This window comes from Pseudomonas sp. 8O, assembly GCF_902506495.1.
Classification (GTDB): Bacteria; Pseudomonadota; Gammaproteobacteria; order Pseudomonadales; family Pseudomonadaceae; genus Aquipseudomonas; species Aquipseudomonas chaetocerotis.
This window is the reverse complement of sequence record NZ_LR733264.1, coordinates 1867995-1889972: the sequence shown is the minus strand read 5'-3', so window position 1 is coordinate 1889972 and position 21978 is coordinate 1867995. Positions and strand designations below refer to the sequence as shown.

21 protein-coding genes are annotated in these 21978 nt (G+C 64.6%); 8 read left to right on the top strand and 13 right to left on the bottom strand.

Going from position 1 to position 21978, the window contains the following annotated elements; translation table 11 throughout:
- Nucleotides 1–203: 203 nt before the first annotated feature.
- The 6 genes from GV002_RS11455 to GV002_RS11430 form a co-directional block, all read right to left on the bottom strand.
- On the bottom strand, nucleotides 204–1133 hold the full coding sequence (locus tag GV002_RS11455; RefSeq protein WP_160018488.1) for a MurR/RpiR family transcriptional regulator: 930 nt from the start codon (nucleotides 1131–1133) through the stop codon (nucleotides 204–206).
- A gap of 68 nt (nucleotides 1134–1201) precedes the next feature.
- Complete coding sequence (locus tag GV002_RS11450) at nucleotides 1202–1966, bottom strand: ABC transporter ATP-binding protein (protein ID WP_160018487.1); 765 nt, start codon at nucleotides 1964–1966, stop codon at nucleotides 1202–1204.
- A gap of 24 nt (nucleotides 1967–1990) precedes the next feature.
- Nucleotides 1991–3103, bottom strand: a complete 1113-nt coding sequence (locus tag GV002_RS11445) for a succinylglutamate desuccinylase/aspartoacylase family protein (protein ID WP_160018486.1) — start codon at nucleotides 3101–3103, stop codon at nucleotides 1991–1993.
- 12 nt (nucleotides 3104–3115) lie between these two features.
- Nucleotides 3116–3811 carry an ABC transporter permease gene (locus tag GV002_RS11440; RefSeq protein WP_160018485.1) on the bottom strand — a complete coding sequence of 232 codons (696 nt, stop codon included), beginning with the start codon at nucleotides 3809–3811 and terminating at the stop codon, nucleotides 3116–3118.
- A gap of 11 nt (nucleotides 3812–3822) precedes the next feature.
- A complete protein-coding gene (locus GV002_RS11435; RefSeq protein WP_160018484.1) occupies nucleotides 3823–4512 on the bottom strand; it encodes an ABC transporter permease in 690 nt (229 codons plus the stop codon).
- A gap of 63 nt (nucleotides 4513–4575) precedes the next feature.
- Nucleotides 4576–5352, bottom strand: a complete 777-nt coding sequence (locus GV002_RS11430) for an ABC transporter substrate-binding protein (RefSeq protein ID WP_017678114.1) — start codon at nucleotides 5350–5352, stop codon at nucleotides 4576–4578.
- Between the two features lie 376 nt (nucleotides 5353–5728).
- Here GV002_RS11430 and GV002_RS11425 point away from each other — a divergent pair, with 376 nt between their 5' ends.
- The 6 genes from GV002_RS11425 (at nucleotide 5729) to GV002_RS11400 (ending at nucleotide 12563) form a co-directional block, all read left to right on the top strand.
- On the top strand, nucleotides 5729–7492 hold the full coding sequence (locus tag GV002_RS11425; protein WP_160018483.1) for a cyanophycinase: 1764 nt from the start codon (nucleotides 5729–5731) through the stop codon (nucleotides 7490–7492).
- A 79-nt stretch (nucleotides 7493–7571) separates the two neighbouring features.
- Nucleotides 7572–7892 carry a hypothetical protein gene (locus GV002_RS11420; RefSeq protein WP_160018482.1) on the top strand — a complete coding sequence of 107 codons (321 nt, stop codon included), beginning with the start codon at nucleotides 7572–7574 and terminating at the stop codon, nucleotides 7890–7892.
- Between the two features lie 62 nt (nucleotides 7893–7954).
- Nucleotides 7955–9295: an OprD family porin gene (locus tag GV002_RS11415; RefSeq protein WP_160018481.1), complete on the top strand. Its 1341-nt coding sequence runs from the start codon at nucleotides 7955–7957 to the stop codon at nucleotides 9293–9295.
- A 154-nt stretch (nucleotides 9296–9449) separates the two neighbouring features.
- Nucleotides 9450–10214: a transporter substrate-binding domain-containing protein gene (locus GV002_RS11410; RefSeq protein ID WP_160018480.1), complete on the top strand. Its 765-nt coding sequence runs from the start codon at nucleotides 9450–9452 to the stop codon at nucleotides 10212–10214.
- Nucleotides 10215–10306: 92 nt separating this feature from the next.
- Nucleotides 10307–11563 carry a cyanophycinase gene (locus GV002_RS11405; protein ID WP_160018479.1) on the top strand — a complete coding sequence of 419 codons (1257 nt, stop codon included), beginning with the start codon at nucleotides 10307–10309 and terminating at the stop codon, nucleotides 11561–11563.
- Nucleotides 11564–11768: 205 nt separating this feature from the next.
- Nucleotides 11769–12563 (top strand): SDR family NAD(P)-dependent oxidoreductase, encoded by a 795-nt coding sequence (locus tag GV002_RS11400; RefSeq protein ID WP_160018478.1) that lies wholly within the window; start codon nucleotides 11769–11771, stop codon nucleotides 12561–12563.
- Between the two features lie 151 nt (nucleotides 12564–12714).
- On the opposite strand, the gene GV002_RS11395 is transcribed toward GV002_RS11400, so the two are convergent.
- On the bottom strand, nucleotides 12715–13281 hold the full coding sequence (locus GV002_RS11395) for a TetR/AcrR family transcriptional regulator (protein ID WP_160018477.1): 567 nt from the start codon (nucleotides 13279–13281) through the stop codon (nucleotides 12715–12717).
- A gap of 29 nt (nucleotides 13282–13310) precedes the next feature.
- Nucleotides 13311–13880, bottom strand: coding sequence for a PaaI family thioesterase (locus GV002_RS11390; RefSeq protein ID WP_160018476.1), 570 nt, complete (start codon nucleotides 13878–13880; stop codon nucleotides 13311–13313).
- Nucleotides 13881–13975: 95 nt separating this feature from the next.
- Between GV002_RS11390 and GV002_RS11385 the strand changes: the two genes are divergently transcribed.
- Together GV002_RS11385 and lpdA are read left to right on the top strand one after the other, a co-directional pair.
- Complete coding sequence (locus GV002_RS11385; protein ID WP_160018475.1) at nucleotides 13976–15175, top strand: MFS transporter; 1200 nt, start codon at nucleotides 13976–13978, stop codon at nucleotides 15173–15175.
- A 15-nt stretch (nucleotides 15176–15190) separates the two neighbouring features.
- Complete coding sequence (lpdA, locus tag GV002_RS11380; RefSeq protein ID WP_160018474.1) at nucleotides 15191–16591, top strand: dihydrolipoyl dehydrogenase; 1401 nt, start codon at nucleotides 15191–15193, stop codon at nucleotides 16589–16591.
- A gap of 183 nt (nucleotides 16592–16774) precedes the next feature.
- Here the strand turns inward: lpdA and GV002_RS11375 are convergent, their stop codons facing one another.
- The 5 genes from GV002_RS11375 to arcD all read right to left on the bottom strand — a co-directional run bounded on the left by GV002_RS11375 (nucleotide 16775) and on the right by arcD (nucleotide 21962).
- Complete coding sequence (locus GV002_RS11375; RefSeq protein ID WP_160018473.1) at nucleotides 16775–17140, bottom strand: DUF5064 family protein; 366 nt, start codon at nucleotides 17138–17140, stop codon at nucleotides 16775–16777.
- Nucleotides 17141–17154: 14 nt separating this feature from the next.
- On the bottom strand, nucleotides 17155–18081 hold the full coding sequence (gene arcC, locus GV002_RS11370; protein ID WP_160018472.1) for a carbamate kinase: 927 nt from the start codon (nucleotides 18079–18081) through the stop codon (nucleotides 17155–17157).
- A gap of 112 nt (nucleotides 18082–18193) precedes the next feature.
- The gene (locus tag GV002_RS11365; protein ID WP_160018471.1) at nucleotides 18194–19204 is read right to left on the bottom strand and encodes an ornithine carbamoyltransferase; all 1011 of its coding nucleotides are present in this window, start codon (nucleotides 19202–19204) and stop codon (nucleotides 18194–18196) included.
- A gap of 64 nt (nucleotides 19205–19268) precedes the next feature.
- Nucleotides 19269–20519, bottom strand: a complete 1251-nt coding sequence (gene arcA / locus GV002_RS11360) for an arginine deiminase (RefSeq protein ID WP_160018470.1) — start codon at nucleotides 20517–20519, stop codon at nucleotides 19269–19271.
- A gap of 15 nt (nucleotides 20520–20534) precedes the next feature.
- Nucleotides 20535–21962 carry an arginine-ornithine antiporter gene (arcD, locus tag GV002_RS11355; protein WP_160018469.1) on the bottom strand — a complete coding sequence of 476 codons (1428 nt, stop codon included), beginning with the start codon at nucleotides 21960–21962 and terminating at the stop codon, nucleotides 20535–20537.
- Nucleotides 21963–21978 lie beyond the last annotated feature (16 nt).

Genomic DNA, 21978 nt, shown 5'->3' with positions numbered 1-21978 from the left:
AGACGTGTCGTTATGATTTTTAAACCTGTCCATATGGTCAGGCTGGAGCTGCTATAGCAAAAACGGCGCCAATTCTATATGCCGTAAATAGTCTTTTAAAATCAATTAAATGAGGAAACTTATGCAGAGTGCGTTGGGCGCCGCTCTGCACTTTTTCTGATCATTGAGACAGCTTTGGCTTTGGCTTGGTGCGTATTGTCAGCTCAGGGGCGTCGTTTGCGAGGTTTGCGCGGCGCGCGCTCGGTGCCGGGTACGTGCAGATAGGCCATGACGCTTTCGGTCAGTTCCTGGGCGAGGCTTACCGCCTCCTTGTTACGCGCCATGACGCCTGCCACCAGGGCTTCGATCAGGGCCAGCACGGCGGCATTGGAGCTGATCAGCACCGGGTGTTCGGCGGGGGCGAACAGGCTGTACTCGGCGATCTCCACCAGCGGCGAGGCGGGCGAGTCGGTGATGGCCAGCACGCAGGCGCCGCGTTCGCGGGCAAAACGTGCCAGTTGCAGGGTGTCGAGCGAATAGCGCGGCAGGGAGATGGTCAGCAGTACGTCTCGCTCGGTGATGGCGGCCAGGCGGTAGGCGGCGTTCTCGTTGCCGCCTTCCATACTGATGGCGGTGGCGTCATCGCAGAAGGGCACCAGGTTGGCTGCAGCCAGGCCGGCCATGTAGGCGCTGTTGCCGAAGCCGAGAATGTAGATGCGGCGCGCCCCGAGCAGGCGCCCGATCACTGCATCGAACACGGCGGCGTCATTGTTGCTGGCCGCCGCGCCGAGATTGCTGCTGGCGATCTTCAGATGTTCATGCAGACCGAAGGCCCCGTCCGGGCGCTGCGCCAGCTCGTCGCGCAGCTTGTCTACCGGCGACACCATGTCCTGCAGGGTGGCGACCAGCTCGGCCTTCAGGCTTATGTAGCCGCGCAGTTCCATGGCCTTGGCCAGACGGTTGACCGCCGCAGGTGAGGTCTGCGTGGCCTGCGCCAGCTCTTCGATGGTCAGAGTCGCGGCCTTCAGCGGATGACGCAGGATGAAGTCGGCCACCTTGCGCAGCGAGGGCTGCAGCTGTGGCGCGACCTCGGCCAGCTTGCGCAGGATGGGGGCGCTGTAGACGGTGGCGGAAGACGACGAGCTGCTCGGCATGGCTGGGCTGATCCGGTCTGGCGATGGCGCGCAGTGTATCCGAAGCCGCCCGCCGTGCGCTGTTTCGCTTACTTGAGGCTGCCGCAGAGAAACTGCTGCAGGCGCTCGGACTGCGGGTTGGCCAGCACTTCTTTCGGGCAGCCGCGCTCCTCCACCAGGCCCTTGTGGAGGAACACCAGTTGGTTAGACACCTCGCGGGCAAAGCCCATCTCGTGGGTCACCACCACCATGGTGCGACCTTCGCTGGCCAGGTCCTGCATGACCTTGAGCACCTCGCCAACCAGCTCGGGGTCGAGGGCCGAGGTGGGCTCGTCGAACAGCATCACCTCCGGCTCCATGGCCAGGGCGCGGGCGATGGCCACGCGCTGCTGCTCGCCGCCACTCATGTGCGCCGGGTAGGCGTCCTTGCGGTGCGCGACGCCGACCTTGGCCAGGTAGTGCTCGGCCCTGTCGCGCGCCTCGGCCTTGCTCTGACCGAGTACGTGCACCGGCGCTTCCATGACGTTGTCCAGGGCGCTCATGTGTGACCACAGGTTGAAGTTCTGGAACACCATCGACAGGCGCGAGCGCATGTGCTGCAGCTGCTTGGCGTCGGCGGCCTTGAGCGCGCCGTCGCGATTGGCAACCAGCCTGAGCTCTTCGCCATTGAGCTGGATGCGACCGGCATGCGGCTGTTCCAGCAGGTTGATGCAGCGCAGGAAGGTGCTCTTGCCCGAGCCGCTGGAGCCGATGATGCTGATCACGTCACCGGCCTTGGCAGCCATCGATACACCGCGGATCACCTCGTGGCTACCGTAGCGTTTGTGCAGATCCTGAACGTCGAGTTTGTACATGTTGTTGTTCTCTTAGGGCATGAATCAGTCGCTGAGCAGGCGACCCTGGCGAATGGGCGTTGCTCCGGCGACCTTGGCCAGCCACAGGCCGGGGCGGGCGAAGCGCATGCGCTCGCGGGCATAGAGCACGCCGCAGGTTTCGGCGCGGACGATGCTGTGCTGCTCGCTCAAGGGGTCGATCACCTCGAACAGGGCCTCGCCGCGTTCGACCCACTCGCCCGGCTGCTTGAAGAAGCTGACCACGCCCGGATGCGGGGCGAGGGCGTACTGCGCGCCGGCAAAGGGCGTGGCCTCGCAGCAGTGTTCTGGCGCTGCCGGCCAGTCGCCGGCGATCAATCCCTGCTCGGCGAGGAAGGCCAGAATCGCCTCGGCGCTGGCTACTGCGCGTTCGGCTTCGGTGTCGGCCATGCCGCCCAGCTCCACGGTGGTGGCCAGGCAGGCCAGGGGAATTTCGGCTTCGGGGAAACGCTGGCGCAGGCGCTGCCAGGGCATGGCGCAGGCCTCGTCGAACGAGCTGCCGCCGGAATCCTCGGCCAGTAGCACCGCGCCGGCCTGCAGACGCGCCGCCAGAGGGCGCAGGGCCGGCCAGTGCTGCGGCGCGCTGTACAGGTGCACAGCGGCCTCGAAGTCGCAGTGCAGGTCGAGCACGAGGTCGGCATCGCAGGCATGACGCAGCAGCAGACGCTGCATGCCTTCCAGCTCCGAGGCCGGCGCGGGCAGGGCGTCCAGCGCCTTGATCATGGCGCGGCGAATCAGGCGCACGTTGCTCGGCCCGTCGCTGCCCAGGTGGCCTTCCACATGCGCTGCCACCGCAGCCGCCAGATCGACGAAGTCGCGATTGAAGTTCCTGCCGCTGGCGAATTCGAAGCGGCCCTGGACCGCCGCCTGGAACAGCTGGCTCAGGCCGATGGGGTTGGCCACCGGCACCAGCTCGATCACGCCGGTCAGGCGTCCGGCGCTTTCCAGCTGCTGCAGGCGACGCCTGAGCTCCACCGCCACGCGCATGCCCGGCAGCTCGTCGGCATGCAGGCTGGCCTGGATGTAGGCCTTGCACGGGCCGCTGCCGTAACGCAGCACGCTGAGGTGACGGCTGGTTCCGGTCGGGCTCCAGGGCAGTGGGTGGTCGATACGTTGCATAGGGCTTCCTTGTTAATGCTTGCGTGGGGTCAGGTGGGCCAGCCAGCGCAGTTCGGCGTATTTGAACAGGCGCACCAGGCCCACCGTCAGCACCAGGTAGAACAGGCCGGCGGTGATGAAGGCCTCGAACGGCATGTAGTACTGCGAGCTGATGGTGCGGGCTGCGCCGGTGAGGTCGATGAGCGTCACCAGCGAGGCCAGCGAGGTGGTGTGCAGCATCATGATCACCTCGTTGCTGTATTGCGGCAGCGCACGGCGCATGGCCGAAGGCAGCAGGATGCGCCGGTAGAGCTGGGCGCGTGACATGCCCATGGCCCTGGCTGCCTCGATCTCGCCGGGCGGCGTGGCCTTGAGGCTGCCGGCCAGAATCTCCGACGTGTAGGCGCTGGTGTTGATGGCGAAGGCCAGGCAGGCACAGAAGGTGGCGCTGGAAAAGTACGGCCACATGAAGCTGTCGCGGATGACGTCGAACTGGGCCAGGCCGTAGTAGAGCAGAAATAGCTGTACCAGCATCGGCGTGCCGCGAATCACGTAGGTATAGAGCCAGGCTGGGAAGTTCACCAGCGGCGAGCGCGACACCCGCATCAGGGCCAGTGGCACTGCCAGCAGCAGGCCCAGGGCGAGGGCGATCAGCAGCAGCTCGAAGGTGACCAGCAGACCGCTGGCATACAGCGGCAGGCTGGAGAGGATCAGATGGAAATCGAGCATGGACGTGATCCTCAGATTTCAGCCGTGCGAACGCCGGCCGAGTAACGCTTTTCGACGGCGCGCAGGAGCAGCAGCGAGACGCTGGTCAGCAGCAGGTACAGGCCCGCCACGGCAAGATAGAAGGTGAAGGGTTCACGGGTGGCGTCGGCGGCGTTCTTGGCCTTGAACATCATGTCCTGCAGGCCGACCACCGAGATCAGTGCGGTGGCCTTGGTCAGCACCAGCCAGTTGTTGGTGAAGCCGGGAATGGCGAAGCGGATCATCTGCGGCACCAGGATGCGCAAGAACACTTGGGCGCCGCTCATGCCATAGGCTGCACCGGCCTCGGCCTGGCCCTTGGCGATGGCCATAAAGGCGCCGCGGAAGGTCTCCGACAGATAGGCGCCGAAGATGAAGCCCATGGTGAACACACCGGCGACGAAGGGGTTGATGTCGATGTAGGCGGTGTAACCCAGGCTGGGTGCGATGCGGTTCACCAGGTCCTGACCGCCATAGAAGATCAGCAGGATCAGCACCAGGTCGGGGATGCCCCGGATCAGCGTGGCATAGGCGTCGCCCAGATTGGCCAGCCAGCGCAGTGGCGAGAGGCGCAGCGCCGCGCCGGTGAGGCCGAGAAGGATGGCCAGCGCCATCGAACACAGAGCCAGCGTCAGGGTCAGCCAGGCGCCCTCGACGATGATCGGGCCGTAGCCTTGCAGCATGGTGGGAAACCTCGTTGCAGCGCAGAGAAACCGGCGCCTGTTGCAGGCGCCGGGGTGGGCGGCTTACTGGCCGTAGATGTCGTAGTCGAAGTACTTGGCCTGTACCTCGGCGTACTTGCCGTTGCTGCGGATGGCGTCGATGGCGGTGTTGAGCTTCTCGGCGGTGGCTGCGTCGCCCTTGCGCACGGCGATGCCGGCGCCGCGACCGAAATAGCGCGGGTCGTTGAAATCAGGGCCGACCAGGGCGAAACCCTTGCCACCGTCGGTTTTCAGAAAGCCCTCGTCGATGTTCACCACATCAGCCAGCACCGCATCCACCCGGCCTGCCAGCAGGTCGAGGAAGGCTTCGTTGTTGGAGCCGTAGCGCACCACGTTGACGCCGGCCGGGGTCAGTTCGGCAGTAGCGTAGCGATCGTAGGTGGAGGCGCGCTGCACGGCTACCTTCTTGCCCTTGAGGTCGACGCTCGGGTCCTGGATCTGGCTGCCTTCCTTCATCACCAGCTTGCCTGGGGTGTGGTAGTACTTCTTGGAGAAGTCCACCGACTTCAGACGGTCTTCGGTGATCGACATCGAGGACAGCACGGCGTCGACCTTGCGCACCTTGAGCGAGGGAATCAGGCCATCGAACTCCTGCTCGATCCACTGGCATTTGACCTGCATCTGCGCGCACAGCTCGTTGCCGATGTCGTAGTCGAAGCCGGCGATCTTGCCGTCGGCGGTCTTGAACGCGAATGGCGGGTAGGCCGCCTCGATGCCGATGCGCAGCGCCGGCTCGGCGGCGACGGCGAAGGTGCCGAAGGTGGAGAGCGCCAGGGCGCCGAATAGAGCGATCTTGTTCATCTTGTTACTCCAGTGGATGGCGGTTGGGAGGCAGTGTCCGTCGCGACAGGCGGCGGGGTTGAACGTTACGCCGACTGTTGCCAGGCGGCGCCGGCAGGGCCTCGTGAGCCCTGGCCGGTGGGCGATCGGGTGGGACGCCCGAGCAGATACATGAATATCGTTGACATGTTTTTTTTCACGAATCTACGTTTAAGAAATATTTATGTCAAACGTGGCGTGTGGTGCTTGTGCCTCGAAAATGACTGGTATATAAATTTTCACGTGTGATTGTGGTGAAAAAAATAATTCATATCGCCGCGACCTGTCGCCAGCCCCGTTTCATCTGGTCTGCGAGCAGGGGGCATACCGCTTTCGACTTCTGACAAGAGCAATAACAATGAACAAACAGCGCAATCTTTGTGGCCTTCTCGCCGCGCTCCTCCTCTGCGGCAGTGCTGATCCGGTAATGGCCGATGGCAACCTCCTGGCGGTCGGCGGCATGCTGCGAGCCAGCAACAGCCTGGTCTACGAGAAACTCATCGAACTGGCGGGCGGTGCCCAGCAGGCGCGTATCGCCATCATGCCCACCGCCAGCGGCAGTCTGGGCTCCAGCAAGCGCTTCCAGGCAGAGCTGGAAGCCCTGGGCGTGCCCGCCGAGCACATCCGCATCGTCGGCATCGACCGCCACAACTACCTGGACACCATGAACGACCCGGCCGTGGTTGCGCCGCTGCGCGAGGCCAGTGCGGTATGGTTCGTTGGCGGCGATCAGGCCCGCATCGCGCGCGCTCTGTTCAACGCCGACGACAGCCCGTCGCTGGCCATGCAGGCCGTGCAGGCGATCTATGACAAGGGCGGTGTGGTGGCCGGTACCAGCGCCGGGGCCAGCATCCTCGGTGCGCGCATGCCCACCGCCTACGGGGTGGTCATGGACACCCTGGATTTCGGCGTGGCCACGGTCGAGGGCCGGCGCGGTACCGCCCTGCTCAGGGGTGCAGGACTGTTCACCGCCGGCGTGATCGACCAGCACTTCGACAAGATCGAGGAAACCAGTAGCGGGCGCGCCGCGCGCATGGCCAGCTACCTGCTGGAGCAGCCGGCTCCGGGCAAGGGCTTCGGCCTGGATACCAACACCGCCATGTGGATCAAGCCCAGTGGTGAGCTGGAGGTACTGGGCGAGGGCTACCTGACCATCATGGACTCTGCCGCAGCGAAGAAGAGCTTCGGGCTCTACGGTACGCGCATCGACGACATGCGCCTGGCCATGCTCGGTCATGGGGATCGCTACGACCTGGCCTCGGGCGAGATCCGGCCGGATGCCGGCAAGCAGCCGATCGAGCCTGGCAACGAGTACCTGGTGGGTAATCGCCTGCTCACCGACCTGTCGGCCGTGTCGGCGATCAACCGAGCGGTGCTCTATGGCCTGGCCGACAATACGGCGAGCCGTCAGCTCGGGCTGATGACCCGCTACAACCCGGCCAACGGTTACCACTACGGCTATCGCTTCGAATTCAGCAAGCGGACGGACTTCGCCGCTCATAGCCGCTTCCACGATTCGCAGACCAACTACAGCGTCAGTGGCGTGCGCCTGGATATCCGTCCGGTGACCGCCGATCTGCGCGAGCCGGCCGCTGGCGCCCCGCGTGATGCCGGCAACGGCCGCCGCGGCGACGCCATTCGTGCGGTGACCTTCCGCGGCCTGATGACCCTCAACGCCGAGGGTGACTTCGAGGCACAGCGCCCGATCACCCGCGGCGAGCTGGCCAATGCCCTGCAGATGACCCTGGCCGCGGAGCCCAACCTCAAGGCCCTGCCGATGCTGAGCGACGTGCCGGCCGAGCATCCTCTACGCGAGCACATCGAAGTGGTGGTTTCCAACGGCTGGATGGATGGCGCCGAGCGCTTCGACGCCGAGCGGCCGGCCAGCCGCGCGGACTGGGCGCTGGCCTGCAAGGCGCTGGTCGAGCGCTCCAGCGGATCCACGCTAAGCAAGACCGTGGCGCTGCAGGACGTCGCCGGCCTCGCCGCGCCGAACGCCGAGGCTGCCGCGCAGACCGTGGCCGAAGGTTGGCTGAGCGCCAACCAGGGACGCTTCGAGCCTGCTGTGCCGGTCGCGCGCGCCGAGGTCGCCGAGACCCTGGCACGCATCATCGGCCTCTAGAGCCTTTTTTCTACCTCTACCCACAGCCCGCCTGCAGCGCGCAGGCGGGACGGGCACGGCTGCGCCGGAGAAACGAGCCATGCAATTGAACCGAGTGGAAGTCTTCGCCCTGCACAAGCTGCTGCAGGACGACAGCCAGATGGCGCAGACCGTCATCTCTTCCAGCGTGCGAGTGCAAGAAAGGGTACGCACCCGGGCAGGTTTCTTCTCGGTGCTGCACCTGCCGCGCCGTCTCGAACTGAACCACGAGCTGCAGGAACGACGCTGGCCGTTTCGCCTGAAGCGGCGCAGGGGCGTGGGCTACTTCGTGTGCTGGCTGGAAGAGCGCTCACTTTGCCTGGAGGCCGTGATCGAGCGCGGCGAATGCCCGGCTGACCTGGTTCCCGAGCTGTTCACCTGAGCGGCTGCGAACACCGCCCGCGTCGCGGGCACCCCATACCAATAAAACCAACGGAGTAAGGCATGAAGATTCTCAAACTCAGCTGTCTCGCCCTGGCCATCGGTGCTGTGGCCTCGCAGGCTGCCGCCGCCGGTCAGCAGCAGGAAGCCAAGGGGTTCATCGAGGACAGCAGCCTGCAGCTGATCAACCGCAATTTCTACATGAACCGCGACTACCGTCATGGCGGCAGCAACAGCCAGGGCATCAACCGCGCCAAGCCAGTCAACGAACGCAACGGCTATCGCGAGGAGTGGGCACACGGTGCGCAGCTGAACTTCAGCTCGGGGTTCACCCAGGGGACCGTCGGTGTCGGCGCCGATGCCTTCGCCTATGGCGGCGTCAAGCTCGATAGCGGCCGTGGCCGGGTGGGCAACGGCCTGCTGCCGATCAGCAACAACCGCACCGCCGATGCCGAGGTGCCGGACAGCTACGGCCAGATCGGCGGAGCGGTGAAGCTGCGCGCCTCGTCCACCGAGCTGAAGTACGGCGAGATGCGCCCGGCCGCACCGGTGTTCGCCACCGGCGATTCGCGTCTGCTGCCGGAGACCGCGACCGGCTTCCAGATTTCCAGCAGCGAGTTCGACGCGCTGTCCTTCGAGGCCGGCCACTTCACCTCGATCAACCGCCGCAACTCCACCAACTCCGATGACGACCTGACCAGCGAGTACGCCGAGGTGGAGGCGCGCAGCGTCGACTTCGCAGGCCTCAGCTACGCGGTCAATGACGACCTGAGCCTGATGTTCTATGCCAGCGAGGCCAAGGACGTCTGGCGTCAGTACTTCGCCAACCTGAACTACAACATCCCGCTGACCGATAGCCAGGCGCTGAACTTCGATCTGGTGGCGTACAAGACCCGCGACGAAGGCGAGGCGCGTGCCGGCGAGCTGGACACCCTGACCTGGTCGCTCAAGGGCGCCTACAGCTTCGGCGCACACAAGCTCAGCCTGGCCTATCAGAAGGTGCGTGGCGACGAGTTCTTCGACTACATCGGCGGCGACTCCATCTGGCTGGCCAACTCGGTGCAGTACTCCGACTTCAACGCCCCCAACGAGCGCTCGGTGCAGATCCGCTACGACCTGAACATGAAGCACTACGGCGTTCCCGGCCTGACCTTCATGGCCCGCTACATCAAGGGCGACGATATCGACGGGACCAAGGCCGATCCGAATGGCGCCTTCGCCGGCTGGGCCGGTGACGACGAGAAGCATTGGGAACGCGATCTGGAAGCGCGCTACGTGTTCCAGGAAGGCGCGGCCAAGGACCTGTCGCTGCGCCTGCGTCACGCCACTCACCGCTCCACGGCATTCGACGACGACCTCGACGAGGTGCGCCTGATCATCGAGTACCCGCTGAGCATCCTGTAACGGCATTCTCCGGGTGGCGACAGATCCCGGGCCGTCCGGAGCTTTTTCTTCAAGGTCAGCTCCCACGCTCCTTTGGCCTTAAGGCGTCGCCAGCGGCGCCTGCTTTTCCGCCAGGAGACCTGACCCCCTGGCCCCGCGCGGGCAAGGAGTCGAAATGCTACGCATGCTGTTGTGTCTGTTCGCTGTGCTGCTCGCCCAACCGGGCACGGCAGGACCGTTGCGGGTCGCCATGGAGGGGCAGTTCCCGCCTTTCGAAGAACTCGATGCGCAGGGCAATCTGGTCGGCTTCAACGTCGACATCGCCAGGGCCCTGTGTCAGCGCATGCAGCGCGAATGCGAGCTGCAGCGCTTCGCCTGGGATGAGCTGATCCCGGCACTCGACGCGGGACGCGCGGACCTGATCCTGGCGTCCATGTCGATCACTGCGGCGCGCGCCGAACGGGTGGACTTCACCGCTCGCTATGCGCAGACCCCGGCCTTTTTCTTTGCCCGCAAGGGCCATATCAATCAGATGCTGATCACCCCGCGGCGCATCGCCGGCAAGCGCGTCGGCGTGCAGCAGGGCACCACCTACGAGCGCTTTCTCGAGGCTCGCTTCGCCGAACATGTGCAGCTGCTGCGCTATCCCAGTGCCGCCCAGGCCTACCGGGCGCTCGCAGGCGGCGAGCTGGATCTGGTGCTCGACGACGCCGTTTCCGGTTACTTCGGCTTCCTCCTGACCGAACTGGGCCGCGACTTCGAGCAGGTCGGCGGCCCCGTGGTGGCGCCGCAGTTCTTCGGCCAGGGGCAGGGAATCGCCGTGCGCAAGGGCGACGACGAGCTGCGCGAACAGCTTGATCGGGCGCTGGCCGCGATCCTCGCCGACGGCACCCACAAGCGCATCGAGAAGCGCTACTTCAAACAGTTTTCCGTTTACTGAGGCCGGCCCGCCGACTGCGCTCTGGCTCCCAATCACCGTTCCCCAACCAGCGTCACCAACCGTGCCCGTGCGGCACCTGCGGAGAAATCGAAATGATCGGATCGGTTATTCGTTACACCCTCATGCTGGCTCTTCTGTTACCGCTGCCGGCCCTGGCGGCCGGCCCGCTGCTGCTGGTGGGCGGCGGGCTCAAGGACGACAACGCGGTGATCTACCAACGCCTGGTACAGCTGGCCGGCGGCAGTCAGGCGCGCATCGGCGTGATCACCGCCGCCTCGATTCCACCGAGCCAGGACCCGGACGCCGGCACTGCCAACGCGCGCAACTCCAAGTCCAATGGCGAGTTCTACGCGCAGCTGCTGAAGACCTACGGCGCCCAGGATGCCCAGTGGATCCCCATCGATCTGGACAGCATCGGCAACAACAGCAACCCGCAGGTGATCGCGCAGATCAACGGCATGACCGGCTTCTTCTTCGGCGGCGGCGACCAGGCGCGCCTGACCCAGACGCTGCAGACCGTAACGCGCGCCGACACGCCGGCGCTGGCCGCGATTCGCGCCCGGCATGATGCTGGCGCCGTGCTCGCCGGCAGCAGCGCAGGAACCGCGATCATGGTCGGCGGGCCGATGATCACCGGTGGCGAGAGCTATCCCGCTATGCGCTACGGCGTCTACACCACCCCGGGCGGTGATGACCTGTCCTACGACATGCAGGGCGGTTTCGGCTTCTTCAGCCACGGCCTGCTCGACACCCATTTCAGCGAGCGCGGCCGCCAGGGGCGCATCGTGCGCCTGGCCGACTACACCAACGTGCCGTTCGCCTTCGGCGTCGACGAGGACACCGCGCTGCTGGTGCAGCACAACCTCAGCCTCGGCCAGGTGGAGATGGAAGTGCTCGGTAGCAATGGCGTATTCATCTTCGACCTGCGCAACAAGCAGCGCGGCACCGGCAGCAGCTATGCCCTCTACGATGTGCTGGCCAGCTATCTGACCGCCGGCGACCGTTACCGCCCGGCCAATCAGCAGTTCGTGATCGCCAGCGGCAAGACCAGCCTGCGTGGGCGCGAGTACTACAGCTCGGCGATGACCGCCACCGGCGACATCTTCAGCAGCCCGAACAACAGCGGTGCCAACGGCCGACGCAACCCGCGCGAGTTCGTCAAGGTCAGTACCGACCTGTTCGACAGCCGCTCGACCAGCACCCTGGGCCGCACCTACGAAAGCAATCCGCGTTTCCGCGTCGACCTGATCAAGAGCACCACCTTTGACAGTCACGGCTATCAGGGGCTTATCAACGGCAAGCGCCTGACCTCCTATCTGCGTCTGCGCGTGGATATGCGCCCCAACTGAGAGAGCGCCTGGCTCGCGCTGCCTGCACCTGCTCAGGCAGCGCCGCGCGCGGCTTCTTTGCTAGTCCAGTACGAACCTTTCCCGCCAGACGGTCGCTGCGCAAAGTGCTTGACGAAGCTATATGAAGGTAGTCATATAAGAGATTAGAATTATGGTCGTAATCTAAACCGCTCACCTACCTTCATCCCTCATCCCGGAGACTTCCATGAGCACTGCAAGCAAGCCCGCTACCGCCCTGATTACCGGCGCCTCGTCCGGCATCGGCGCCACCTACGCCGAGCGCCTGGCCCGGCGTGGTCATGACCTCCTGCTGGTGGCGCGCGATGCCCAGCGCCTCGATGCGCTGGCCAAGCGCCTGGGCGCCGAGTACGGCGTTGCAGTCGAGGTGATGCCGGCGGATCTCACCAGCAAGGCTGATGTGCTCAAGGTGGAAAAGCGTTTGCGCGAGGACTCGAGCATCGCTTTGCTGATCAACAACGCCGGTGTCGCAATGAACGGTCCGCTGGCTGCCGCGGACCTGGACCAGGCCGAAACCATGATCCAGCTCAACGTCGTGGCGCTGACGCGTTTGGCTGCTGCGGCTGCGGCCAATTTCTCCACGGCGGGGCGTGGCGGCATCATCAATCTTGGTTCGGTGGTGGCGCTGGCGCCGGAGATGTTCAATGCGGTGTACAGCGCGACCAAGGCCTATGTGCTGAGCCTGACCCAGACCCTGGCAGGTGAGTTGCGTGGTTCGGGCGTGCAGGTGCAGGCGGTGATGCCGGGCGTGACGCGCACCGAGATCTGGGAGCGCAGCGGTACCGATGCCTCTGCGCTGCCGCCGTCGATGATCATGGAAGTGGGCGAGATGGTCGATGCGGCGCTGGCCGGCTTCGATCAGGGCGAACTGGTGACCATACCCTCGCTACCGGATGCAGCCGACTGGGACGCCTTCGTCGCTGCCCGCGCGGCGCTTGGGCCGAACCTGTCGCGCGACCAGGCGGCTGCGCGTTACAAGTGATATCAGATGGTTCGAGCGGGCGCTAGGGTGCGCTGATCCCCAGATTGCCAGGAAACCCGCCTGCGCTCACGTGGAAAGCTGGTGCGCGCGGCGCACCCTACGGGCATGTCGCGGAGCGTGGGGTGCGCCGTGCGCACCGCTTGTCTGTCTGCTATTGGCCCTGCGTTTGTTCGATCAACAGGCGACGGGTCGTCTTCAGCAGTCGGTCGGACAGCTCCGGGTCCTTGACGCTACGCGATAGCAGCAGGGCGCCGACCATGGTCGAGAGCAGCAGCACGCTCTGCTCGGCGGCATCATCACCACCGAGGTTGTTCTCGATCAGGGCCAGACGGTCGCGCACCAGGGCGTCAGTGGTTTCGCTGGCCTCGCCACGCTGGCCCAACTCGGCGGACATGGTTGGCAGGGGGCAACCACTGCCGGGGTTGGCGCGATGCGCGCTGGACAGGTAGCTGGCGATAAAGCGTGGCAGCGGTGCCTCGGCATCCTTGGCCAGCGCCTCGGTGCTGCGGGAAAGTTCCTCCACAGCATGGCGCAGAGCATTTTCCACCAGATCGTCCTTGGACTTGAAGTGGGCATAGAAACCGCCATGGGTCAGGCCCAGTGCCTTCATCAGCGGCTGCAGGCCGGTGGCGCCGACACCATCGCGGCGAAAGCGCAGGGCCGCCTCCTCGATGATGCGTTGGTGGGTCTTGGCCTTGTGGTCTTCCGAATAGCGCATGGGCTTTCTCGTCTATCAGATGCTGGCTGTCATCTTACACTTGCGTCGCTGTTCTGGCGCGGCGCGTTCATGTCGAGAATCAGGCAGGTGGTGGAGGCGACGGCGTAGAGGCGCTCGTCGACGTCGTACAGGCGGCCTTCGGCCAGCGCGGTGGAGCGGCCGACGTGGATGATGCGGCCTTCGGCGCGTACCGGACCGACTTCGCTGCGCAGCGCGCGGATGTAGCTCACTCGCAGGTCCGCAGTGGTGTAACCCTGGCCTGTCTTGAGCAGGGTATGCACGGCGCAGCCCATGCAGGAGTCGAGGAGTGTGGCGATGTAGCCGCCATGCACGCTGCCCAGCGGGTTGTAGTGGCGCTGATCGGGCGTGCCCTGGAAGACGAACAGGCCGCTGGCCCATTGCACCGGGGTGAAGTCGAGCACCGCGTTGATCGGTGGCGAGGGCAGGTCGCCACGGCCGATACCGTCGAAGAAATCCATCGGCGTCATGGCGGCCACTTCCGCCAGGCTGAGGGTGCCGGGAGCGGCGAGCTGGTTGCGAATGGCCTGTTCCTCTGCAATCCAGGTGGCGAGGCGAGCGTCTCGGGATAAGGCGGTCATGCTGGCTCCAGATAAATATGATGGACGACATTCAATGTTTCATATTATGGTCGAAATATAAATAGCCGCCAGTCGCTGTCGATCGGAGTTTCGCCATGCAGCCTTCCCGTGTCTTGTTGATCATCCTGATGCTGCTCACCGCACTGGGGGAAACCTCCACGCAATTGCTGATTCCCGCCCTTGGCGAGTTGGAGCGCGGGCTGGAGGCCGAGCCTGGTAGCAGTCTGTTGGCGCTGTCGCTGTTCGTCGGCGCCTTTGGCCTTGGCCAGTTGCTGCTCGGGCCGCTATCGGATCGGTTGGGGCGCCGTCCGGTGCTACTTGCCGGGCTGAGCCTTTATCTGCTGGCGACCCTGGGCATGCTGCTGGCGCCGAACATCGACGTGCTGATCGGCATGCGTGTGCTGCAGGGGCTGGGCGCCTGTGCGGCGCTGGTGCTGGCGCGAGCCATAGTCCGTGACGTGTGGCAGGAACAGGCAGGGCCGGCCCTGGCGCTGACGGTGCTGGGCATGTTCGCGGCCATCGTCCTGTCGCCGGTGGTCGGTGGCCTGCTGACCCAGTTCGGTGGTTGGCGCGCGCCGCTGTTGGCGACCCTTGTACTTGGCAGCCTGGCCTTGCTGGCGGTGCTTACCCGTTATCGTGAGAGCCATCTGCAGCGCGATCCCCAGGCTGGACGGCTCAAAGGCCTGCTGGCCAGCTACCTGCAGGTGTGGCCCAGTTGCCGTGCTTTGGCGCTGACCATCGCCTGCACCTATGGCGCGATGTTCGTGGTGGTGGCGGGGTCTTCGTCGGTGTACACCGGCCTGCTGGGGCTTAGCGCCGCGCAATACGGGCTGACCTTCGCCCTGATCGTTTCCGGTCTGCTTGGCGGCGCGCTGTTCACCCTGCGCAACGTACAGCGCCTGGGGCCGCAGAAGGTGGTGGGCATCGGCGTCGCGCTGGTGCTGCTTGGGTCGTTGCTGACCCTGGCGATCTATCTGCTGTTCGGCCTATCGCTGCTGGGGCTGTCGCTGCCGCAGGTATTGGTGACGCTGGGCGGTGGCATGCTGCTGCCGGCAGCGGTGGCCGGTGCGGTGATTCCAAATCCGCAGCGTGCCGGGTTGGCTGCGGGGCTGATGGGCTTCTCGCAGATGGCGGGCGCTACTCTGGCCGGTCTGCTGCTCGGTGCCCTGCAGGATGGCTCGGCCTGGCCTATGGTTGCCTTGAATGCGCTATTCGCCGTGTTGGCGTTTCTGTTCTTCCACCTCTTGCGCGTGCGCCCGGCCGTCACGGCTGCGGTGGCTGGCAAACTTCCCTGATTCGAGGACAAAGCTATGAGCAGCTATGACGTGGTCATCATCGGCGCCGGCCCCGGCGGCTACAACGCGGCTATTCGCGCCGGGCAACTGGGTCTGAAGGTAGCCTGCGTGGACGGGCGCGAAACGCTCGGTGGTACCTGCCTGAACGTCGGCTGCATGCCGTCCAAGGCCTTGCTGCATGCATCCGAACTCTACGAGGCTGCCGCCGGTGGTGAGTTGAGCACACTGGGGGTGGAGGTCACGCCGACGCTCAACCTGATGCAGATGATGAAGCAGAAGGCCGATAGCGTCGAAGCGCTGACCAAGGGCGTGGAGTTTCTGTTTCGCAAGAACAAGGTGGAGTGGGTCAAGGGCTGGGGGCGTATCGACGGCCCCGGACGGGTGCAGGTGAAACTGAGCGAAGGCGGCGAGCGCCTGTTGGAAACGAAGAACATCGTCATCGCCACAGGCTCGGAGCCAACACCTTTGCCGGGTGTGGAGATCGACAACGTGCGCATCCTCGACTCCACCGGCGCGCTGTCGCTGCCCGAGGTGCCCAAGCACCTGGTGGTGATCGGTGCCGGGGTAATCGGTCTGGAGCTGGGCTCGGTGTGGCGCCGCCTGGGCAGCCAGGTCACGGTGGTGGAATACCTCGACCGCATCTGCCCCGGTCTTGACGGCGAGACGGCCAAGACCCTGCAGCGCACCCTGAGCAAGCAAGGCATGAGCTTCAAGCTCGGCACCAAGGTCACCGGTGCCAAAACGGGCAAGTCCGGCGTGACCCTGACGCTGGAGCCGGCAGCAGGCGGCGCGAGCGAGACCCTGGAAGCCGATTACGTGCTGGTGGCCATCGGTCGGCGTCCCTACACCAACGGTCTAGGGCTGGAGAGCGTCGGCCTGAACACCGACAAGCGCGGGATGCTCGGTAACCAAAAGCACCAGAGCGGCGTGCCGGGCGTGTGGGTAATCGGCGATGTCACCTCCGGGCCGATGCTGGCGCACAAGGCCGAAGATGAGGCGGTAGCCTGTATCGAGCGCATCGCCGGGCATGCGGCGGAGGTCAACTACGGGGTAATCCCCGGGGTGATCTACACCCGCCCGGAAGTGGCCAGTGTCGGCAAGGGCGAGGAGGAGCTAAAGGCCGAGGGGCGCGCCTACAAGGTCGGAAAATTCCCCTTCACCGCCAACAGCCGGGCAAAGATCAACCACGAGACCGAAGGTTTCGTGAAGATCCTCGCCGACGCCAACACCGACCAGATTCTCGGCGTGCACATGATCGGCCCGAGCGTAGGCGAACTGATCGGTGAATACTGCGTGGCCATGGAGTTCTCCGCCTCGGCCGAGGACATTGCGCTGACCTGTCATCCGCACCCGACCCGTTCGGAGGCAGGGCGTCAGGCAGCGATGGGTGTACATGGCTGGACCATGCAGGCCTGAGATCGAGTAGGGTGTCGCGGTGCCGCCCAGGCCGTACTTATCGGGTGTTGCGTCGATTGAACGATCACATCGGTGCGCGCGGCGCACCCTACGGGCGCAGTGCCCCTGTAGCCAGGATGCAATCCGGGAAGTGCCGCGAGCGACCCCGGATTTCATCACGGCTACGGCGTGGCGTACTTGGCGTCACAATACGTGGTCGAGGTTCACCGGTTCGCCCGGCTGGACGTTGAGTTTGCTGCGGATGTCGGCGAACACCTTGTCGTACTCGTCGTGGCCGCGCATCACCGGGCTGGCATTGGGGTGCAGGCCATGGCGGGCTGCGATGCGGGTCGCTACGCTGGCGAAGTTGAAGGCGACGTCGCGGTGCAACTCGAACTCTTCCTCGAAGTGTCTGCCGTCCACGTCGCCGACCAGGCGCATATGCAGCATCGGCCCTTGCTGCGGGTCTTTGCGGACTTCGTAGTAGAAGTCCACCGAGAAGGGCGGCAGCAGGCGCATATGCTCGGGGCGGTCGTTGTTGTCGCGGTGCAGGTGACCGGGGGTGAACATGATCGAGACCTCCCTCAGCGATAGGCGATGCTGTTGTAGTCCAGGCTGATGCGCGTGCCCGAGCGACCCTGGACGATGGCTTCGATATTTTCCAGCGAGCCGATTACCGCCGTGCTGCCGGTGTTACGCGCGAACTCGCAGGCGGCCTGCACTTTCGGGCCCATGGAGCCGGCGGCGAAGCCGAGCGTTTCAATGGCATCGGGATGAGCTTCGGCGATGGACTTCTGCGTGGGTTTGCCCCAGTCGATATAGGCCGCGTCGACATCGGTGGCGATCACCAGCAGGTCGGCATTGAGCTGTTCGGCCAGCAGTGCCGAGCACAGGTCCTTGTCGATCACCGCTTCGACGCCCCGCAACTGGTTGCCGTCGTACATGGTCGGGATACCGCCGCCGCCGGCGCAGATCACCACGCTGCCTTTTTCCAGCAGCCACTTGATCGGGCGAATCTCGAAGATGCGTTGCGGCCTGGGGCTTGCCACCACGCGGCGGAACTTGTCGCCGTCCGGGGCGATGCTCCAGCCTTTCTCGGCGGCCAGGCGTTCGGCTTCTTCCTTCGTATAGACCGGGCCGATGGGTTTGGTTGGTTTCTTGAATGCCGGATCGGCGCTGTCCACTTCCACCTGCGTGAGCAGGGTGGCGAAGGGCACTTCGAACGGCAGCAGGTTGCCCAGTTCCTGTTCGATCATGTAGCCGATCATGCCTTCGGTCTCGGCGCCGAGCACGTCCAGCGGATAGGGGTTGGCCGCGTCATAGGCGTTGCCCTGCAGGGCCAGCAGGCCGACCTGCGGGCCGTTGCCGTGGGCGATCACCAGCTCGGCGCCGTCTGCCACCTTGGCAATCTGCTGGCAGGCGATACGCACGTTGTCACGTTGGTTTTCCGCGGTCATGGCTTCACCGCGGCGAAGCAGGGCGTTGCCGCCCAGGGCGATGACGAGTCGCATGGTGTTCTCCTTGTTCGAGGCGTCCGGGTGCCTGACTTTGCGTAGGAGCCGGCTTGCCGGCGATGCAGTTATCAGTGGATCGCCGGCAAGCCGGCTCCTACAGGCGCAATGCTCAAATATCAGCCAGGGTCGCTACCAGAATCGCCTTGATGGTGTGCATGCGGTTTTCCGCCTGCTCGAAGGCGATGTTCCAGGGCGACTCGAAGACGTCTTCGGTCACTTCGATACCGTTCTTCAGGTGTGGATACTGCTCGGCGATCTGCTTGCCGACCTTGGTCTCGCTGTTGTGGAAGGCCGGCAGGCAGTGCATGAATTTCACCCGCGGGTTGCCGGCGGCCTTCATGACCTCGGCGTTGACCTGATAGGGCAGCAGTTCCTGGATACGCTCGCCCCAGGCCTCCACCGGCTCGCCCATGGAGACCCAGACATCGGTGTGAACGAAATCAACGCCCTTGACCGCTTCCTTCGGATTTTCGGTGAGCAGGATGCGTGCGCCACTTTCCTGCGCGAACTGCTTGCAGGCGGCGACGTGTTCGTCGCTCGGCCACAGTGCCTTGGGGGCGGCGATGCGCACGTCCATGCCGAGCTTGGCGCCAATCAGCAGCAGCGAATTGCCCATGTTGTTGCGCGCGTCACCGAGGTAGGCGTAGGCAATATCGTGCAGCGGCTTGTCGCTGTTTTCGCGCATGGTCAGCACGTCGGCGAGCATCTGTGTCGGGTGATACTCATCGGTCAGGCCATTGAACACCGGCACACCGGCATAGCTGGCCAGCTCCTCGACGATCTCCTGCTTGAAGCCGCGATACTCGATGGCGTCGTACATGCGCCCGAGCACGCGGGCGGTGTCCTTCATCGATTCCTTGTGGCCGATCTGCGATGAATTGGGGTCGATGTAGGTGACGTTGGCGCCCTGGTCGTAGGCCGCCACCTCGAAGGCGCAGCGGGTGCGGGTGGAGGTTTTCTCGAAGATCAGCGCGATGTTCTTGCGCTTGAGATGTTGCTGCTCGGTGCCGGTGTACTTGGCGCGTTTGAGGTCGCGCGACAGGTCGAGCAGGTAACGCAGCTCGCGGGTGCTGTGGTGCATCAGGCTGAGCAGGTGACGATTGCGCATGTTGAAAGCCATGGTTCTCTCTCCTTTTAGGCAGTTGAAACACCCCGGCGGTGGATGACCGCCAGGGCTGGCTAGATCAGTAGTCGATAGGGTCGCGGATGATCGGGCAGGTCATGCAGTGGCCGCCGCCACGGCCGCGCCCCAGTTCGCTGGCGCTGATGGTGATGACCTCGACGCCGGCCTTGCGCAACAGTGTGTTGGTGTAGGTGTTGCGGTCGTAGCCGATCACCACGCCTGGCTCCAGGCAGACCACGTTGTTGCCGTCGTCCCACTGCTCGCGTTCGGCCTCGTAAGCATCGCCGCCGGTCTCCACCACGCGCAGCTTCTTCAGGTTGAGGGATTCGGCGACCACGTCGACGAAGGGTTTTTCCTCGTGGCGTACGTCGATGCCGCCAGGGCGGCTCTCGTCCGGGCGCAGGGTGAAGGGCACGATGCTGTTGGCCACTTCCGGGAAGATGGTCACCAGGTCGCGGTCACAGAAACTGAACACGGTATCCAGGTGCATCGCCGCACGGGAGCGGCCGAGGCCGGCAACCACCACCCTGTCTGCCGCACCCTTGGCGAATAGCGCGCGTGCGACCTGGCCGATGGCCTGGTGCGAGCTGCGTTCGCCCATGCCGATCAGCACGGTGCCGTTGCCGATGGGCATCACGTCGCCGCCTTCCAGGGTGGCCGAACCGTGGTCCTGGTCCGGGTCGCCGTACCAGATCTCGAAGGGCTCATTGGCGAAGTCCGGGTGGAAGGTGTAGATGGCGCTGGCGAGCAGGGTTTCCTGACGGCGCGCAGGCCAGTACATGGGGTTCAAGGTGACGCCGCCATAGATCCAGCAGGTGGTGTCGCGGGTGAACTGGGTGTTGGGCAGCGGCGGGAAGATGAAGCTGGCTTCGCCGAGGTAGGCGTTGAACATCTTCGCCGCCTCGGAATCCGTGTGCTTGGCCAGGTCGGCGCCGGATACGCCGCCGATCAGGAACTCGGCGATCTTGCGGGGCTCCAGCCCTTCGATGAAGGCGCGCACTTCGCTCTGCAGACCGAGGCCGACGCTGTTGGGAGTGATCTTGCGGTCGAGAATCCACTTCAGCGCGCTGGGGTCGCTGACGGTCTCTTCCAGCAGGTTGTGCATCTCCACCACTTCGATGCCGCGTTCGCGCATCTTGGTCATGAAGTCGAAGTGGTCGCGCTTGGCCTGGGATACCCAGATCACATCGTCGAACAGCAGTTCGTCGCAGTTGCCGGGGGTCAGGCGCAGGTGGGCGAGGCCTGGTGAACAGACCATCACCTTGTGCAATTTGCCGGCTTCGGAATGAACGCCGAGGGGCTTCTTGGACATATCGAACTCCTTCTCTTACAGACTCAGGAAACCGTCATACAGCCCGTAGGCGGCGATGGCGGCACCGATCAGCACGGCGACGAAAATGATCTTCTCGACGCCTGTGAAAATGGGCTGTCCCAGTTCGCGCTTGGCCTTGGCGAAGAGGAGCGCGCCAGGGGCATAGAGCAGCGCGGACAGCAGCAGGTACTGCACGCCGGCGGCGTATACCAGCCACACCGCGTACAGGGTGGAGATGGCCGCGATCAGCAGGTCCTTGTTGCGCTCCCCGGCTGCGTTCTCGTAGGTCTCGCCGCGCACCGCCAGCAATACTGCGTAGGCGCTGGACCAGAAGTAGGGCACCAGGATCATCGAGGTGGCCAGGTACAGCAGGCTGAGGTAGGTGGAGGCGCTGAACAGGGTGATGATCAGAAACAGCTGGATCAGTCCGTTGGACAGCCACAGCGCGTTGGCCGGAACGTGGTTGGCGTTCTCCTTGCGCAGGAATTCCGGCATGGTGTGGTCGCGGGCGCTGGCGAAGAGAATCTCGGCGCACAGCAGCGTCCATGACAGCAGCGCGCCGGCCAGCGAGACGATCAGGCCGATGGCGATCAGCTGCGCGCCCCAAGGGCCTACGACCTGCTCCAGCACGCCGGCCATGGACGGGTTCTTCAGCCCGGCCAGTTCGGCCTGGGCCATGATGCCCTGAGACAGGATGTTGACCAGTACCAGGAGCAGGAGCACGCCGACGAAACCGATCACCGTGGCCTTGCCGACGTCACTGCGTTTCTCGGCACGGGCGGAGAAGATGCTCGCACCCTCTATACCGATGAATACCCAGACGGTGACCAGCATCATGTTGCGCACCTGGTCCATCACGCTGCCCAGCTCGCTGTTGCCACGACCCCAGAAGTCGCTGGTGAATACATCGAGCTTGAAGGCGATGGCGGCGATGACGATGAACAGCGCCAGTGGCAGCATTTTGGCGATGGTGGTCACGGTGTTGATGAAGGCGGCTTCCTTGATCCCGCGCAGCACCAGCAAGTGCAGTAGCCAGAGCAGCACTGATGCGCAGATCACGGAGGGCAATGTATTGCCCTCGCCGAATACCGGGAAGAAATAACCCAAAGTGGAGAACAGCAGCACCATGTAACTGACGTTGCCGATCCAGGCGCTGATCCAGTAGCCCCAGGCCGAGGAGAAGCCCATGTAGTCGCCGAAACCGGCCTTGGCGTAGGCGTAGACGCCGCCGTCGAGTTCGGGCTTGCGGTTGGCCAGGGTCTGGAACACGAAGGCCAGGGTCAACATGCCCACACCGGTGATCAGCCAGCCGATCAGGGTGGCACCGGCACTGGCACTGGCGGCGATGTTCTGCGGCAGCGAAAAGATACCGCCGCCGACCATGGAGCCGACGACCAGCGCGATCAGCGCGCCAAGGCGGAGTTTTTGCGTCGAATCAGACATCTCAATTACCTCCGTG